The sequence below is a fragment of the Gordonia sp. BP-119 genome (genome assembly GCF_016924115.1).
Taxonomy (GTDB): Bacteria; Actinomycetota; Actinomycetes; order Mycobacteriales; family Mycobacteriaceae; genus Gordonia; species Gordonia hongkongensis.
On the sequence record NZ_JAFFZF010000010.1, the window covers coordinates 1 to 14,626 of the forward strand.

17 protein-coding genes are annotated in these 14,626 nt (G+C 67.7%); 6 read left to right on the forward strand and 11 right to left on the reverse strand.

What is annotated here, in order from left to right:
- A partial coding sequence (locus tag JW364_RS08175; protein ID WP_205334514.1) for a TerD family protein occupies positions 1-653 on the forward strand: 653 nt, incomplete at its 5' end.
- A gap of 24 nt (positions 654-677) precedes the next feature.
- On the opposite strand, the gene JW364_RS08180 is transcribed toward JW364_RS08175, so the two are convergent.
- The 4 genes from JW364_RS08180 to JW364_RS08195 all read right to left on the reverse strand — a co-directional run bounded on the left by JW364_RS08180 (position 678) and on the right by JW364_RS08195 (position 4,938).
- Complete coding sequence (locus JW364_RS08180; protein WP_078112117.1) at positions 678-1,928, reverse strand: SfnB family sulfur acquisition oxidoreductase; 1,251 nt, start codon at positions 1,926-1,928, stop codon at positions 678-680.
- On the reverse strand, positions 1,925-3,052 hold the full coding sequence (gene sfnG, locus JW364_RS08185) for a dimethylsulfone monooxygenase SfnG (protein ID WP_058250796.1): 1,128 nt from the start codon (positions 3,050-3,052) through the stop codon (positions 1,925-1,927). The genes JW364_RS08180 and sfnG overlap by 4 nt, the downstream gene beginning before the upstream one ends.
- A gap of 67 nt (positions 3,053-3,119) precedes the next feature.
- On the reverse strand, positions 3,120-4,298 hold the full coding sequence (locus tag JW364_RS08190; protein WP_078112211.1) for an LLM class flavin-dependent oxidoreductase: 1,179 nt from the start codon (positions 4,296-4,298) through the stop codon (positions 3,120-3,122).
- A 199-nt stretch (positions 4,299-4,497) separates the two neighbouring features.
- A complete protein-coding gene (locus JW364_RS08195) occupies positions 4,498-4,938 on the reverse strand; it encodes a rhodanese-like domain-containing protein (RefSeq protein ID WP_065632001.1) in 441 nt (146 codons plus the stop codon).
- Positions 4,939-5,030: 92 nt separating this feature from the next.
- Here JW364_RS08195 and JW364_RS08200 point away from each other — a divergent pair, with 92 nt between their 5' ends.
- On the forward strand, positions 5,031-5,525 hold the full coding sequence (locus JW364_RS08200; RefSeq protein WP_205333106.1) for an Lrp/AsnC family transcriptional regulator: 495 nt from the start codon (positions 5,031-5,033) through the stop codon (positions 5,523-5,525).
- 34 nt (positions 5,526-5,559) lie between these two features.
- Here the strand turns inward: JW364_RS08200 and JW364_RS08205 are convergent, their stop codons facing one another.
- A complete protein-coding gene (locus JW364_RS08205) occupies positions 5,560-6,222 on the reverse strand; it encodes a TetR family transcriptional regulator (RefSeq protein WP_058250799.1) in 663 nt (220 codons plus the stop codon).
- 161 nt (positions 6,223-6,383) lie between these two features.
- Between JW364_RS08205 and JW364_RS08210 the strand changes: the two genes are divergently transcribed.
- The 4 genes from JW364_RS08210 (at position 6,384) to JW364_RS08225 (ending at position 9,964) form a co-directional block, all read left to right on the forward strand.
- The gene (locus tag JW364_RS08210; RefSeq protein ID WP_205333105.1) at positions 6,384-7,499 is read left to right on the forward strand and encodes a ferredoxin reductase; all 1,116 of its coding nucleotides are present in this window, start codon (positions 6,384-6,386) and stop codon (positions 7,497-7,499) included.
- A 69-nt stretch (positions 7,500-7,568) separates the two neighbouring features.
- On the forward strand, positions 7,569-8,783 hold the full coding sequence (locus JW364_RS08215; RefSeq protein ID WP_205333104.1) for an acyl-CoA desaturase: 1,215 nt from the start codon (positions 7,569-7,571) through the stop codon (positions 8,781-8,783).
- 90 nt (positions 8,784-8,873) lie between these two features.
- Positions 8,874-9,365, forward strand: a complete 492-nt coding sequence (locus JW364_RS08220) for a hypothetical protein (protein ID WP_205333103.1) — start codon at positions 8,874-8,876, stop codon at positions 9,363-9,365.
- Positions 9,366-9,466: 101 nt separating this feature from the next.
- Positions 9,467-9,964, forward strand: a complete 498-nt coding sequence (locus JW364_RS08225) for a DUF4395 domain-containing protein (protein WP_205333102.1) — start codon at positions 9,467-9,469, stop codon at positions 9,962-9,964.
- Between the two features lie 11 nt (positions 9,965-9,975).
- Here JW364_RS08225 and JW364_RS08230 read toward each other — a convergent pair whose 3' ends face one another.
- From JW364_RS08230 to JW364_RS08255, 6 genes are all read right to left on the reverse strand, one after another.
- Positions 9,976-10,152, reverse strand: a complete 177-nt coding sequence (locus tag JW364_RS08230) for a hypothetical protein (protein WP_171011688.1) — start codon at positions 10,150-10,152, stop codon at positions 9,976-9,978.
- Positions 10,153-10,182: 30 nt separating this feature from the next.
- On the reverse strand, positions 10,183-11,130 hold the full coding sequence (locus tag JW364_RS08235; protein WP_165630282.1) for a Ppx/GppA phosphatase family protein: 948 nt from the start codon (positions 11,128-11,130) through the stop codon (positions 10,183-10,185).
- Positions 11,127-11,663 (reverse strand): DUF501 domain-containing protein, encoded by a 537-nt coding sequence (locus tag JW364_RS08240; RefSeq protein ID WP_165630283.1) that lies wholly within the window; start codon positions 11,661-11,663, stop codon positions 11,127-11,129. The genes JW364_RS08235 and JW364_RS08240 overlap by 4 nt, the downstream gene beginning before the upstream one ends.
- On the reverse strand, positions 11,660-12,334 hold the full coding sequence (locus JW364_RS08245) for a septum formation initiator family protein (RefSeq protein ID WP_165630284.1): 675 nt from the start codon (positions 12,332-12,334) through the stop codon (positions 11,660-11,662). Before JW364_RS08245 ends, JW364_RS08240 begins: the two co-directional genes overlap by 4 nt.
- Positions 12,335-12,346: 12 nt before the next feature.
- Positions 12,347-13,630 (reverse strand): phosphopyruvate hydratase, encoded by a 1,284-nt coding sequence (gene eno / locus JW364_RS08250; protein WP_058250807.1) that lies wholly within the window; start codon positions 13,628-13,630, stop codon positions 12,347-12,349.
- Between the two features lie 184 nt (positions 13,631-13,814).
- Positions 13,815-14,603, reverse strand: a complete 789-nt coding sequence (locus JW364_RS08255) for a lytic transglycosylase domain-containing protein (protein WP_065631991.1) — start codon at positions 14,601-14,603, stop codon at positions 13,815-13,817.
- Positions 14,604-14,626 lie beyond the last annotated feature (23 nt).

Genomic DNA, 14,626 nt, shown 5'->3' on the forward strand with positions numbered 1-14,626 from the left:
CTCCCCCGTCACCCGCGCCCCCGGCGGCGCCGCCCACCTCCGCGCCCCCGGCACCCGCGCAGCCCGCGGAAGTCAGTCTGCGCAAGGGCGCCCCGGTGAGCTTGGCGAAAGGCCAGAAGGTCACCCTCCGCAAGGAGGGTGGCGTGGCACTCACCGACATCCAGATGGGACTCGGGTGGGATCCGGTGCGCGGCGGATTCGGGCGCGGGGGCTCGATCGACCTCGACGCCTCGGTGCTCATGTTCTCGGGCGGGAAGTGCGTCGAGACCGTCTACTACGGTCACCTCAACAGCAAGAACCGTTCGATCCTGCACTCCGGCGACAACCTCACCGGTGAAGGCGAGGGCGACGACGAGGTCATCCGCGTTGCGCTGCAGTCGGTCCCACCCCAGATCGACGCGTTGATGTTCATCGTCACGTCGTACCGGGGCCACACGTTCGAGAAGATCGAGAACGCCTACTGCCGGCTCGTCGACGAGACGACCTCCGCCGAGCTGGCCCGTTACACCCTCAAGGGCGGGATGCCGTTCACCGCGGTCGCGATGGCGGTCATCTCCCGCGACGGCGGCGAGTGGAAACTGCGTGCGATCGGCGACGGTTTCAACGCGAAGACCCCGAAGAAGGCCGTGCCGCTCGTCGGCCGCTACCTCTGACGCCGACGCCGGACGCCCCCGCGGTCAGATCACGCCGTGCAGGGGCGGCTCCTCGCCGCGCAGAACCCAGCGCCCGATGTGCTGGTACTTCCATCGCACGGGGTCGTGCAGCGTGTGCGTCCGGGCGTCGCGCCAGAAGCGATCCAGCCCCCCACCACCGGCGGCACTGCGGGTCCCGCTCACCTCGAACAGAGCCGACGCCACCGAGGGGGCCACCCGGTCGGCCACCACCTTCGCCGTCGCGACTGCGATCGAGGCCTCCGCGACCAACTCGCGCGAGGACGATTCCGGGGTACCTCCCACTGCCCCGTCGACTCTTCGACCGGCCTCGGCGAGGGTCGCCTCGGCGGTCGCGACCTCGACCTCCAACTCGCCGAAGCGCTGCACCAACAGCGGATCATCCACTGCTCGTTCGACATTCGCCTCGAACCACGGTCGTGACTTCGTACGCACGAACTCCGACGCCGCGCGCAGCGCACCGCGGGCGATACCGACGTCGATCGCCGCATGGAGCAGCTGGGCGAAGGCGCCGTAACCGGTGGGCGCAGATGTTGCCGGTGCGCGCGCCACCAGATCCGCGAGACCCAGGCCGACCCCGCTGAACCGGACGGTCCCCGAGCCGGTCGTGCGCTGTCCCACCGCATCCCAGTCGTCGACGATCTCCACGCCGTCGGCATCGGCCGGGACGAAAGCCACGTACTCCCCGGGTGCGAGGTCGCCGACGGCGACGTCCAGCCGCGCGAGGACGGCGAGGGTGTCCGCGAACAACGAACCGGTGCAATAGAACTTCTCACCGTCGAGGACGAAACGCGTCGATGCTCGATCGGCCACCGGACTCAACCGTGTCGAGATGTCGGCGATGGTCTTGCCGCCCCGCTCGGACTGCGCGTTGGCCACCCGTCCACCCGCGAGGACGTCGGCGAAGATTCGCTCCTGCAACACTTCTCCCGCGGACAGGCGGACGAGATTGAGGTAGACGAAGTGGCTGTGCGGGATCTGCGCGATGCTCGCGTCCGCGGCGGCCAGGATGGACACCACCTCGGCGAGCGCACTGGGACGCAGGTCGAGACCGCCGAACCGAGCCGGGACGGTGAGTGCCAGCAGCCCCGACTGCGACAGACGGTCGATCTCGGCATGGGGCAACCGACGTTCGCGGTCGCGCTCGGCCGCCCCGACCGCGAATTCGGCGGCCAATTCGCGCGCGATCGACAGCGCCTCGGCCTCGGACCCGATCCGCACGGCGGACCGAACCCGCGCCTGGCTCACTGCGGTCACGCCACTCCCGCAGGCGTCGGGGCGGTGTCGCTCTGGGCGCCCTCGATCTCGCGCACCAGAGGCAGCACCTTCTCACCGAAGTACTCGATCTCCTCCTGGAAGTGCAGGAAGCCGCCGAGGATCAGGTCGACGCCCAGACGCTTGTAGGCGACGATGCGTTCGGCCACCTGCTCCGGGGTGCCGATCAGCTGGGTCCGGAAGCCGTCGTTGTACTGGACGAGGTCCTCGAACGACGAGTCGGCCCACATGCCCTTCTTGTCGCCTGTCGAGTTCCCGGCCTGCTGGACGGCGTCCCGGAAGCCCTCCACCGCAGGGCGATTCGCCTTCTCGACGATCTCGCGCAGAGTGTCGCGGGCCTCTTTCTCGGTGTCCCGCGCGATGATGAAGCCGTTGAGCCCGAATTTCACCTCGCGCTCGTGGGCACGTGCGACGGCGCGGAGGTCGTCGAGCTGCTCGGTCACGCCGTCGAAGTCCTTGCCGTTGGAGAAGTACCAGTCCGCGTAGCGTCCGCCGTTGTTGCGGGCGGCCGAGGAGTTCCCGCCCTGGAACAGCTCGGGGTTCGGACGCTCGACGGTGTTGAGCGGCTTGGGCTTCAGCGTGAAGTCGTGGATGCGGTAGAAGTCGCCGCGGTAATCGACCTCGTCCTCGGTCCAGATCTTGCGGATCACCTCGAGGAACTCTCCGCTGCGCCGGTACCGCTCGTCGTGCTCGAGCCACGGCTCGCCGAGGTGGGTGAACTCGTCCTTGAACCAGCCGCTGACGACGTTGATCGCGAAGCGACCCTTGGACAGATGGTCGGCGGTGGCGCCGAGCTTGGCCAGGACGGCCGGATGCCAGAGCCCCGGGTGCACCGCCGCGATCACCTTCAGCCGCTGCGTGGCGAGCAGGAGTGCGAGGCTGAAACTGGTGGATTCGTGCTGGTATTCGGCTCCGTAGCTCGCCTCGTACCGCACCTGCGACAGCGCGTACTCGAAACCGTTGTTCTCGGCGGTCTGCGCGAGTTTGACGTTGTAGTCGTAGTCCCAGCCGGTGCGTTGCTCGATGGTGCTGGTGACCAGGCCACCGCTGACGTTGGGCACCCAGTAGGCGAACTTGATCTGGTCCGCGATGGACTCGGTGGACATGGCTACCTCCGCGAGGTGTCGGTTACATGGCGAGAAGGGACGTGGTGAAGGTGAAAAGTGTTGTCGATCAGGATGATGCGGCCTGCAGACGCGGCAGGAACGCGGTGCGCACGGCCACGGACGGGCCGGCCGACGCCGGGTCGAGCAGTCCGAGCCGGGCGAGAGCGGGCCGGACCCCGTCGCCGAAGTGGTACGCCTCTTCGAGATGCGGATAGCCCGACAGGATGAAGTGGTCGAGTCCGAGCGCGGCGTACTCGGCGATGAGTGCGGCCACTTCGTCGTAGGAGCCGACCAGCGCCGTACCCGCACCACCACGGACGAGTCCGACCCCGGCCCACACGCCGGGGTGGATCTCCAGCGAGTGCGGATCGTTGTGGTCGGCGAAACCGGCTCCACGACCGTGGAGTTCGGACATACGTCGCTGACCCTCGGACTCCGAGCGCGCCAGATTCTGCTGGGCGGTCGCGACCTGCGCCGGATCGAGCGCACCGAGCAGACGGGCCGCCTCGGCCCAGGCCTGCTCCGACGTCTCGCGGGCGATCACGTGAAAACGGATGCCGTGCGAGAGTTCCCGGCCCTGCGCGGCCGCGAGGCCGTTGACCCACGCGATCTTCTCGGCCACCGCGTCCGGACGTTCGCCCCAGGTGAGGTAGGTGTCGGCGTGCTTGGCGGCGACGTCACCGGCGGCCGGCGACGATCCGCCGAAGAAGATCTCCGGCGTCGGATCGGGGCGGCGTCCGAGCTGCGCACCCTCGACGCGCAGGTACTTCCCCACCACGTCGACGGGTTCTTCCTCGGTCCAGAGCCGCCGGATGATCTCCAGGTACTCGTCGCAACGCTCGTACCGCGCGTTCTTCGCCAGGAAGTCGCCGAAGGCGCGCTGTTCACTCGACTCGCCGCCGGTGACGACGTTGACCAGAAGGCGGCCCTGCGAATGCCACTGGAACGTGGCGGCCATCTGGGCGGCCAGCGTCGGCGAGATGAGCCCGGGGCGGAACGCCACCAGGAATTTGAGGCTCTCGGTGGCGTCGATCAGAGCGGCGGTGGTCAGCCAGGCGTCCTCGCACCAGAGACCTGCCGGGGTCAGGACGGCTTCGAAGCCGTTGGCCTCGGCGGCGCCGGCGAGCTGTTTGAGGTACCGCAGATCGGCCGGCCGGTCCCCTGTCATCTGGCTGCCGTGGCCGCCCGCGATCAGATTGCGCGAGTCGCCGTAGGTGGGCAGGAACCAGTGGAAATGCAGAGACACCGCGAGGGCACCTTTCGGTCGGGTCGGCACGTGACGAGCACGACACCGCCTCGACTCCCGCCTCGGGGCGAGTGGGCCGGCGCGGTGCCTCGGCCCAGTGTCCGGCACCATCGCGTCGGCGGACCACAGTTGAAATCGCCCTGAGGGCAAATCGACAACCGCGGGGCCCGGCCGCTAGGCGTCGGCGGGTACGACTGTTTCAGCAGTCGCAGACCACCGAGTCCAGTGGCACGGTGAGCGGGTCTTTGGACCGGATGATCCGGCTGTGATCATTCTCGACGGGGTAGCCCTCGCGCGCCCAGTATTCGTAACCGCCGATCATCTCCTTGACCCGGTAACCCAGCTTGGCGAACTCCAGCGCGGCCCGCGTCGAACCATTGCATCCGGGCCCCCAGCAGTACGTCACAACCGGTGTGCTCGTTGCTATCTCGTCGACGGCGCGTGCGGCGATCTGTGACGTCGGCATGTGCACGGCTCCGACGATGCGCCCCTGCGCCCACGCCGCCTCACCTCGTGAGTCGATCAAGACGAAGTTCACACCGCGTTCCTGATCGGCGTGCACGTCGGACGCATCGGTCTCGAAGCCGAGCTTGCGAGCGAAGTGGGATATCAAGAGGTCTGATGACGGCGAATCTGGCATGCCTCGACGCTATTCACGTCCGTTCGCCAACGGAAGGGCGACCTCCCGGCACCTTGTCGGAGTCGCCGGTACTTTCATGGCATTCTTGCTCGATGGCGAAGAATCTCACTTTCGAGTCCGACAGGGTCGACACGGCAATCCTGACGTCGCTTCAAGCGAACGGACGGCAGAGCATTGCAGAACTGGCCCGGCAGATCACGATGAGTCACAGCGCCACAGCCGAGCGCGTGCGCCGCCTCGAAGAATCCGGGGTGATCAGCGGCTACAGCGCCAGCGTCGACCCCGAGCGGCTCGGGTTCGCGATCCTGGCCTTCCTACGGCTGCGGTATCCCAGCAGCAGGTACGAGCCGTTGCACACCCTGCTCGCAGGCCTACCCGAAGTCATCGAGGCGCATCACGTCACCGGCGACGACTGTTTCATCATGAAGGTCGTCGCCACCGACATGAAGCACCTGGAACGGGTCAGCGGCATGGTCGGAACCCTCGGCAGCGTCACCACCAATGTGGTCTACTCCTCCCCGCTGCCACCTCGCCCGCTACTCCCGCCCAGCGGGTCGGGACTCACCGAGAGCGCCGACAAGCTGTAGGCCGGCAACTACCAGGACGTCCGATCCCCGCCGCTCAATCGGTCGACGGGCGCCATTGACCCATACCGAGGAAGACCATCACGAGTTGTCGCTCGGTGCGCTCGACGATCTCCTGCTCGGCGGAACGTCCGCGATACTCACCGTCGAGCAGATCGGCCACCGCGGTGAGCATGATGATGACGATCAGCTCCGCTGCCAGTTCGAGGTCGTCGGACTGCCACCGTGCCAGGTCCGGGATCCGGGCGAGATCGATCGCGAGTTCCTTGGAGAACAACCGGAGTTCGGTGTCGATCGCGCGACGGATCTCGGCGATGCCGCCCCGCTGCTCGCGCACCAGGAACCGGAATTGCGACTCGTTCTCGCGGACGTGCCGCAGCAGGATGGCCAGCGAGTTCTGTGCGGTGGGCAAGGCGTCACGCGCCGCCAGGTCGCGTCGTCCCTCACGCAGCGCCCGTCGCAGGACGCGCATCGAGTCCTCGACGACGGTGACCCCGAGATCCTCCATCGATGCGAAGTGGCGATAGAAGGCGGTCGGCACGATCCCGGCGCCACGGGCGACCTCACGGAGGCTGATGCTGCCGAAACTGCGCTCGCCGACCAGTGACCGCGTGGTGTCCAGCAACGCCTGTCGCGTCTGGTTCTTGCGGTCCGCACGGGTCTGCGCATCGCGCCGGCTCGGCTCTCGCGTGCGTGTCACGCACCCGAGTCTATGCGTCGGGTCAGCCGACGCGGCGGAGAGGCACAGGCGGTGTCGTGACGGCAGTCACATCAGCGAACACTTGACGATCGACCATCGCGCTGTGTCACACTTGTCGGCGTACACATGTACACCGAAACGGACCGAACGGAGCCCAGCCCATGAGCATCCGCACACCCCAGGACCAGACCCGCGCCGGCACCGGCGCCGAGCCCGGCCGGTGGAGCCGTCTGGTCGGTTCGATCGTGGAGGCAGCGCTGTCGCCGCATCCGGTCGACCGTTACCTCGAGTTGCTCGATCCGATGATCACCTGGCGCGATCTGCGCGGCGAGATCACCCATGTCGAGCGTCCCACGGCGCGCACCGTCCGCCTCACCATTCGTCCGACCCGTCAGTGGCGAGGCCACGAGGCCGGCCAGTTCGTGCAGCTCAAGGTCGTCATCGACGGCGTTCGGCACACCCGCTGCTTCTCGCCGGCCAACGCCGCCGCGGGCCCGCACGGCGAGATCGAGCTGACCATCACCGCACACGACGACGGCTTCGTGTCCACCCACCTTCGTGAGCACGCCCGCGCCGGGGACGTCGTCGGGCTGTCCGCCGCCGACGGCGAGTTCGTGCTTCCCGACACCGACCCGACGTCGGCGGTCTTCGTCAGCGGCGGCAGCGGGATTACACCTGTACTCTCAATGGCGCGAACACTCGTCGCCCGACAGTACGCGGGACCGATCACGTTCGTGCACTATGCGCGCACCCCGGCCGACGTCGCCTACCGCGACGAGTTGCGTCAGCTCGCGGACAGCCATCCCCGGTTCGACCTGCGCCTCTACCACACGCGCGACGACGGACACTTCAGCGCCGACCACCTCGAGGGAATCCCGGGATTGTCCGACGCCGACGTGTTCGTCTGCGGCCCCGCCGCCCTCATGGACGAGGTCGCACGGGTCCATGCCGAACTCGCCATCAGCCAGCCGTTGCACAGCGAGGCCTTCGCGCCGATCATCCCCGCCGTCGACCCCGACTCCGTCGAGGGCGAGGTCACGTTCTCCTCGTCGGGGACGTCGGCGGCCAACGACGGCCGTCCGATCCTGGACCAGGCCGAAACGGCCGGGCTCACGCCCGAATCCGGGTGCCGGATGGGGATCTGCTTCTCCTGCGTCGCGACGAAGAAGTCGGGGTGCACCCGCAACGTCCTGACCGGCGAGATCGACGACGAGTCCGACACCCAGATCCAGCTGTGCATCAGCGCGCCGGTCGGCTCGGTCGACATCGACATCTGATGCCCGCGAGCTGATCCCCCAGATCCACCCTTCCCAGCCACATCTCCTCTCCGAGAAGGAGGCAATGCCATGACCATCGACATCAGCCGTGACGTCGAGACCACCATCGACGACAACCTGCCCGCGCTGCACCGCGTCGGCGCCGACCAGAAGGTCGCGGACGACCCCAACACCGTCGTCATGTCCTACGCGCAGGTCGAGGCGCTCGGGCGGGACCTCGACGCCCTGCGGGCCCGGATCGTCGCCGACCTGGGCCAGAAGGACCGCGACTACCTCTACTCGGTGATCCGCGCCCAGCGCGGTTTCGAGATCGGCGGACGCGCACTCATGTACCTCGGGTTCTTCCCGCCCGCATGGATCGCCGCGGTAGGCGCCCTCTCGGTGTCGAAGATCCTCGACAACATGGAGATCGGCCACAACGTCATGCACGGTCAGTACGACTGGATGCGCGAGGACACCTACAACTCCCGCGAGTTCGAGTGGGACACCGTCTGTCCGGCCGATCAGTGGAAGCACAGCCACAACTACCTGCACCACACCTTCACCAACATCCTGGGTGAGGACCGCGACATCGGTTACGGCATCCTGCGAATGGACCGCGATCAGAAGTGGAACCCCTACTACCTGGGCAACCTCGGCTACGCGACCGCACTCATGCTGCTCTTCGAGTGGGGCGTCATGCTGCACGACCTCGAAGCCGAGAACGTCATCGCCGGCAAGCGCAAGTGGAGTGACATCAAGGGCCTGGTGAAAGGCATGTGGCGCAAGGCCGGTCGTCAGGTCCTCAAGGACTACGTCGTCTTCCCCGCGCTCACGGGCCCGCTCTTCGTTCCGACCCTCATCGGTAACGCGACCGCCAACCTGGTGCGCAACGTGTGGACCTACTCGATCATCTTCTGCGGCCACTTCCCCAGCGGTGCACAGACATTCACGTCCGAGGAATGCCAGAACGAGACGCGGGGCCAGTGGTACCTGCGGCAGATGCTCGGTTCGGCCAACATCACCGGCAGCCCGTTGTTCCATGTGATGAGCGGCAACCTCTCGCACCAGATCGAGCACCACCTCTTCCCCGACATCCCGGCCAGTCGCTACCCCGAGATGTCCGCGGAGGTCCGGGAGATCTGCGAACGCTACGGACTGCCGTACAACACCGGCTCGCTGAGCCACCAGCTCGCGTCGACCTGGAAGAAGATCGCGAAGCTGTCGTTGCCCAACTGGATGACGCGCGACGACAACGATCTGACCGTCATCGTCGAGCGCGAGAAGCCCGCCTCGGTCGCCTGACGCCGGTTTGATCGGTGTGCCCCGGGGGTAGGCTCTGGGCACACCGATCAGGCTCCAGCCGCAACCAACTGCAGGGGGATTCCCGAAGCGATGGTCGACAGCATCGAACGCAACAAGGATCTGTTCCAGGAATTGATCGAGTCCACGGCCACCCATGTCGGCCGGATAGCGACCATCATCACCGGAGCCGTCGCGGGCGTGACCCGCGAGATCGGTGAGATCGTGACCGACGGGTTCGAGATGCGCGAGGCCGCCCGCAAGGCCAAAGCCGACGCCCACCCGCGATACGACGCGAGCGGCATCATCGACGCCGAGTTCGCGGACGCATCGTCCGAGGTGGACACCTCGGCCCCGTACGCCGAATCCGAACAGGCCAGAGAGGCGACCGGAGTGGACATGGACGAACTGCCAGACCGCATCGACGTCGGTGAGCAGACCGGTATCGACCAGGAGGGCGAGGTCTCCCGCGAGGCTGAACTCGCCTCCGACGGCGGCGAGACCGACAAGGACGAACCGGACGTCGACGACCCGCGGGACATCGCCGCGTCCGAGCCGCGAATGGACCCGACCGCAGGGTCCTGACCGGCACCGATCGATTCACCCTGGGCGCAATCGTTGCCCGATGGGGCCGTCGCACGTACCTTGGTCGGCGATTGTCCCCGCTCTCCGGAGGTTGTTGCCCGATGTCGGTGCGCTCTGTCCTCACGTTCCCGAACCCGGTCAACGACTACGCCGCGCGCAGTACCGCCGGGTTGGTCGTCGTCCTCGCGATCATCGCGGTGTCGGTGAACACCCCCGTGCTCTACGGCATCCTCGCCCTGGGGTTTGCGCTGCGTGTGGCATCGGGACCGACCCTGTCGCCTTTCGGGCAACTCTCGGTGCGCTTCCTCGTGCCGAAGATCATCCGCAAGGAGAAGCTGGTCCCCGGGCCGCCCAAGCGGTTCGCCCAGACCATCGGCCTCGTCGTCAGCGGGACCGCCTTCGTGCTCACCCTGCTCGGCTACGGGCTCGCCGCCCAACTCGCCACGGGCGTGCTGATCGCCGCCGCTACGCTCGAGGCCGTCTTCGGCTTCTGCCTGGGCTGCACGATCTTCGGATTCCTGCAGCGCCGCGGTGTCATCCCCGAGTCGGTCTGCGAGGCGTGCAACAACATCTCGCTGCGCGATCCGGCTGCCGTCTGATCCGACGCCGCTCAGCCGTCGGACTTCACCGAACGGTCGGGAACGGTCATGGCCATCATCATGATCTCGGTCTCGCTGTAGTCGCGGCCGGGATGTTCGGCGGCGAGGTGGGCCTGGACCGACGGCACGAAGTCGGCTTCGAGGGCCGTGATGGACTCACCGCAGGGACAACGCAGGTTGTATGCCATGCGACGCATGGTAACTGGATCGAGCACCGCTCAGTCGAGTATTCCCAACGCGATCCCGTCGAGGATGTCGTGTTCGCTCACGACTAGTTCGTCGATACCGGCACTTTCCGACAGCACTCTCGCGAGCTCGAGGGTGATCAGTGATCCGCCGCCGATGACGTCGACGCGCCCGGGGTGCATCGGTCCGAGCGCCGCGCGGTCGGCGCGTGTCATACCGATCAGGTTTCGGCAGACCCGGTCGAGTTCGGGCAGCGAGATCGTCGACAGATGGATCGCGTCCGAGTCGTACTCGGGGAGGCCGGCACCGAGCGCGGCGAGCGTCGTCATCGTGCCGGCGACGCCCACCCAGGTGCGAGCGGACTGAACCGGCACCGCGGCGAACGCCTCAGCGAGACGTTCGCGCGCGAACTCGGTCGCCGCGGCCAGTTCGGCCGGCGTGGGCGGGTCGGACGGCAGAGCACGCTCGGTCAGCCGAACACACCCGATGTCGGCCGAGTACGCCGCGGTCACCCCGTCCGCATCGCCCAGGACGACTTCCGTCGAACCGCCGCCGAGGTCGGTGACCACGAACGGCCCATCCGCCGAATCCAATTCGCCGACTGCCCCGCGGAACGACAGCCGCGCCTCCTCGTCGCCGGTGATGACCTCGGCGATCGCGCCGGCGGACACGCACCCGAGCAGATCGGCGGTCATGGCGAAGAACTCGTCGCGATTCGACGCGTCACGGGTCGCGGAGGTGGCGACCATCCGCACTCTCTCGACGCCGAGCGCTTCCATCGTGTCGACATAGTCGCTGAGGGCGACGCGCGTCCGCCCGATCGATTCCGCGGCGAACATCCCGGTCGCGTCGACGCCGTAACCCAGTCGGACCACACGCATCTCACGATGGAGATCGACGAGTCGCCCGTCCGGGCCCGGCTTCGCCACGAGCAGGCGGATCGAGTTGGTGCCGCAGTCCACGGCTCCGACGACGGTCACTCGTCGGTCCCCGCGTCCGACGCCTCGGGCCAGTCCTCCGGAATCGCGGTGCCGCGCAACCCGTTCGCGGCCGCGAGCGCCACCGCCTCGTCACCGAGCGGATTGAGTCCCGGACCCTTGGCGAGGGAGTGCGCAATCAGGACGTGCAGGCACTTCACCCGGTCCGGCATACCGCCACCGGTGAAATCGGTGCCGAGGGGTTCGATCGCGTCGCGTTCGGCGAGATAGTCCTCGTGCGCACGGCGGTACGCCGCGGCGAGTTCGGCGTCGTCGTGCAGGCGCGCGGTCATGCCCTTCATGACGCCGGCCGACTCCTGGCGGCTCGCCTCGGCGGTCAGCCGCGGATCGGTCAGGTAGTACAACGTCGGGAACGGTGTGCCGTCGGGCAGCCGGGGCGCGGTCTTGACGACCGCGGGCTTCCCGTCAGGTGTGCGGTAGCTGATCTCGAGGACCCCGCGCGGTTCGCGTCCGAGCTGGGCGGCAACCGTGGCGAGATCCTCCGCGGAGACACCGTGGCCGGAGGAGGAGCTCACTGCACGCCGGGAGGGGTCGACAGCGTGTCCCAGAGATTTCCGTACCACGGTGCGCGGGCGCGCTCTTCGGCACGTTCGGCGGCCTCGCGCCGTGCCTCGTCGGCGGGGAACAACATCACGAGCGGGATCTCTCCTGGTTTGACGAACTGCAGACGCGTCCGCGCCTGGGCCTCGATGTAGGCGGGATCGTTCTGCTCGTTGACCTTCTGCTGATAGTCCGCGACCTCGCGTTGCAGCTGCTCGTTCGACGCGGTCAGCTGGCGGAATTCCGAACGCTGACTGAAGTACGTCCGCAGCGGCATCGCGAGGGTCAGTGCCACCACGCACACCACCACGACGGTGATGACGAGCGTCGCAAGGCCGGCCGGGGTCATCTCGACACCACGCAGGCGGGCGCCGATGCCGGCGCGGGCCGGACGTCGGCGGGTTCGAGGCACGCGCTCCGGCGCCACCCGACGAAACCCGGAATCCGAGGTGTCGTCGGCGACCGGTGCGTCGAGATCGGCGGGAAGCTCGTGCCCAGCCGCCTCGACCGCTTCCTCGGGCACCGTCGACGACGCAGGACGAGCGTGCCGCCGCGTGCGACGGGCGCGTTCGCGTGAGCGCGCGTCTACCCGACGATCGCGCCCACGCTGACGCCCGTCACCGCGGTGACGTCGCTGCGAAGCCATGCAGACAGCTAATCACGAACCAAACGAGAAACGCGGGAAGGCGAGGTCGCCCGCGTACCGTGCCGCGTCGCCGAGTCCTTCCTCGATCCGCAGCAGCTGGTTGTACTTGGCGACGCGCTCGGAGCGGGCCGGGGCGCCGGTCTTGATCTGTCCACAGCTGCAGGCGACGGCGAGGTCGGCGATGGTGGTGTCCTCGGTCTCACCGGACCGGTGACTCATCATCGTCTTGTAGCCGTTGTTGTGCGCGAGTGCGACGGCGTCGAGGGTCTCGGTCAGGGTGCCGATCTGGTTCACCTTCACGAGCAGTGCGTTGGCGATGCCCTTGGAGATCCCCTCCTCGAGACGCTCGGGGTTGGTGACGAACAGGTCGTCACCGACGAGCTGCACCCGATCGCCGATCGACTCGGTCAGCTTGGCCCAGCCGTCCCAGTCGTCCTCGGACAGACCGTCCTCGATCGAGACGATCGGGAAGTCGCTGATGAGCTTCTCGTAGAACGACACCATCTCGTCGGCGCCGAGTTCCTTGCCCTCGAGCTTGTAGGCACCGTTCGAGAAGAACTCGGTCGCTGCGGCGTCGAGCGCGATGACGACGTCGCGGCCGAAGTTGTAGCCGGCCTTGCCGACCGCCTCACCGATGACCGCGATGGCCGCCTCGGTGTTGGGCAGGTCGGGGGCGAAGCCACCCTCGTCGCCGAGTGCGGTGCTCATGCCCTGCTTGCTCAGGACGCCCTTGAGGGCGTGGTAGACCTCGGCACCGCACCGCAGCGCCTCCTTGAAGGTCGGCGCGCCGACCGGGGCGATCATGAATTCCTGGAAGTCGATGCCGTTGTCGGCGTGCTCGCCACCGTTGATGATGTTCATCATCGGCACCGGCAGGATGTGGGCGTTGGGTCCGCCGATGTAACGGAACAGCGGCAGCCCGGCCGATTCGGCCGCGCCCTTGGCGACCGCGAGCGAGACACCGAGCAGCGCGTTGGCGCCGATACGGCTCTTGTCGGGGGTGCCGTCGCAGTCGAGCAGTGCCTGGTCGACGAGGCGCTGTTCCTCGGCCTCGATCCCGATCACGGCCGGGGCCAGTTCCCCGAGGACACCCTCGACGGCCTTGGTGACGCCCTTGCCCAGGTACCGGTCGCCACCGTCGCGCAGTTCGACGGCCTCGTGTTCGCCGGTCGACGCCCCGGACGGCACGGCGGCCCGGGTGAAGGTGCCGTCATCCAGGACGACCTCGACCTCGACCGTCGGGTTGCCCCGCGAATCGAGAATCTCACGCGCACCTACCTGCTCGATGATTGCCACGGTTGCACCCCAATCTCGGTGGACGAGTTCGTCGGCGTGATCCCAGGAGATGTGTCCTCCGACGGGGCCGCCTACGCCGACGACGGCCGGTTCTGGTGCCGGCCGATAGGCAAGAGCCTAGTGGCTGCGCCGAAGCCGCACGTGACAAGGTCGACGCAAGCGCTGAAGCCCTTCCCGGCAGGGTTCAGAAGCGGACGTTGATCGAGTAGGCGTTGGCGTGATCGCGCACGTCGAGGACGTAGGCCATCGAGTTGTTGTAGGTCCGGACGGCCTTCTCCCACCCTTCCGGCGTCGTCATGTCGTTGCCGGCGGAGACACACAGATAGCGGGCCGCCGAGAGGGCGGCGTCGTCGATGTTGTCGGGGTCGGGGACGCCGTCACCGTTGGCGTCGACGCCGTAGCGCTTCCACGTCTCCGGGATGAACTGGAACGGCCCCATCGCTCGATCGTGGGTGGCGTCGCCGTCGAGTGCGCCGCCGTCGGTGTCGAGGATCTCCATGTTGCCGCGGGTGCCGTCGAGTTTGACGCCCCGGATGGGCGGGTTGACGTCGCCGTTGTCGGCCACGTCGGAGCCGCGGTAGTGGCCGTGTTTGCTCTCGACGCCGGCGATCCCCGCCAGCGTGGTCCAGTTCAGCCCGCACTCGGGGTGTTGCTGGCGCTGGATCTCGGCGGCGTTGCCGTAGGCCTGGAGCGAGACGACCGGGATACCGGTGGACTCCGCGATGGGCACGGCCCAGTCGTGCATCCTGTCCGCGGTACGCCCGGGTGCGTTGATGTCGATGTAGGGCTGGGGCACGCCTGCCCCCGGCGGGATGCCCTCCGGGATGTCCGGCCTGGTCAGCGACGGCAGGTCGATGCAGCCGGCCAGCAGCACCGACGACGCGACCGCCACGGCCGAGGCCATGAGGCCGTTCCTCCACGGGTTCGGCCGCCTCGACTCCCGACGCACCGCATCCCGGCCCTCCACACGCATTCCTGCCCTACTCCCCTCTCCGG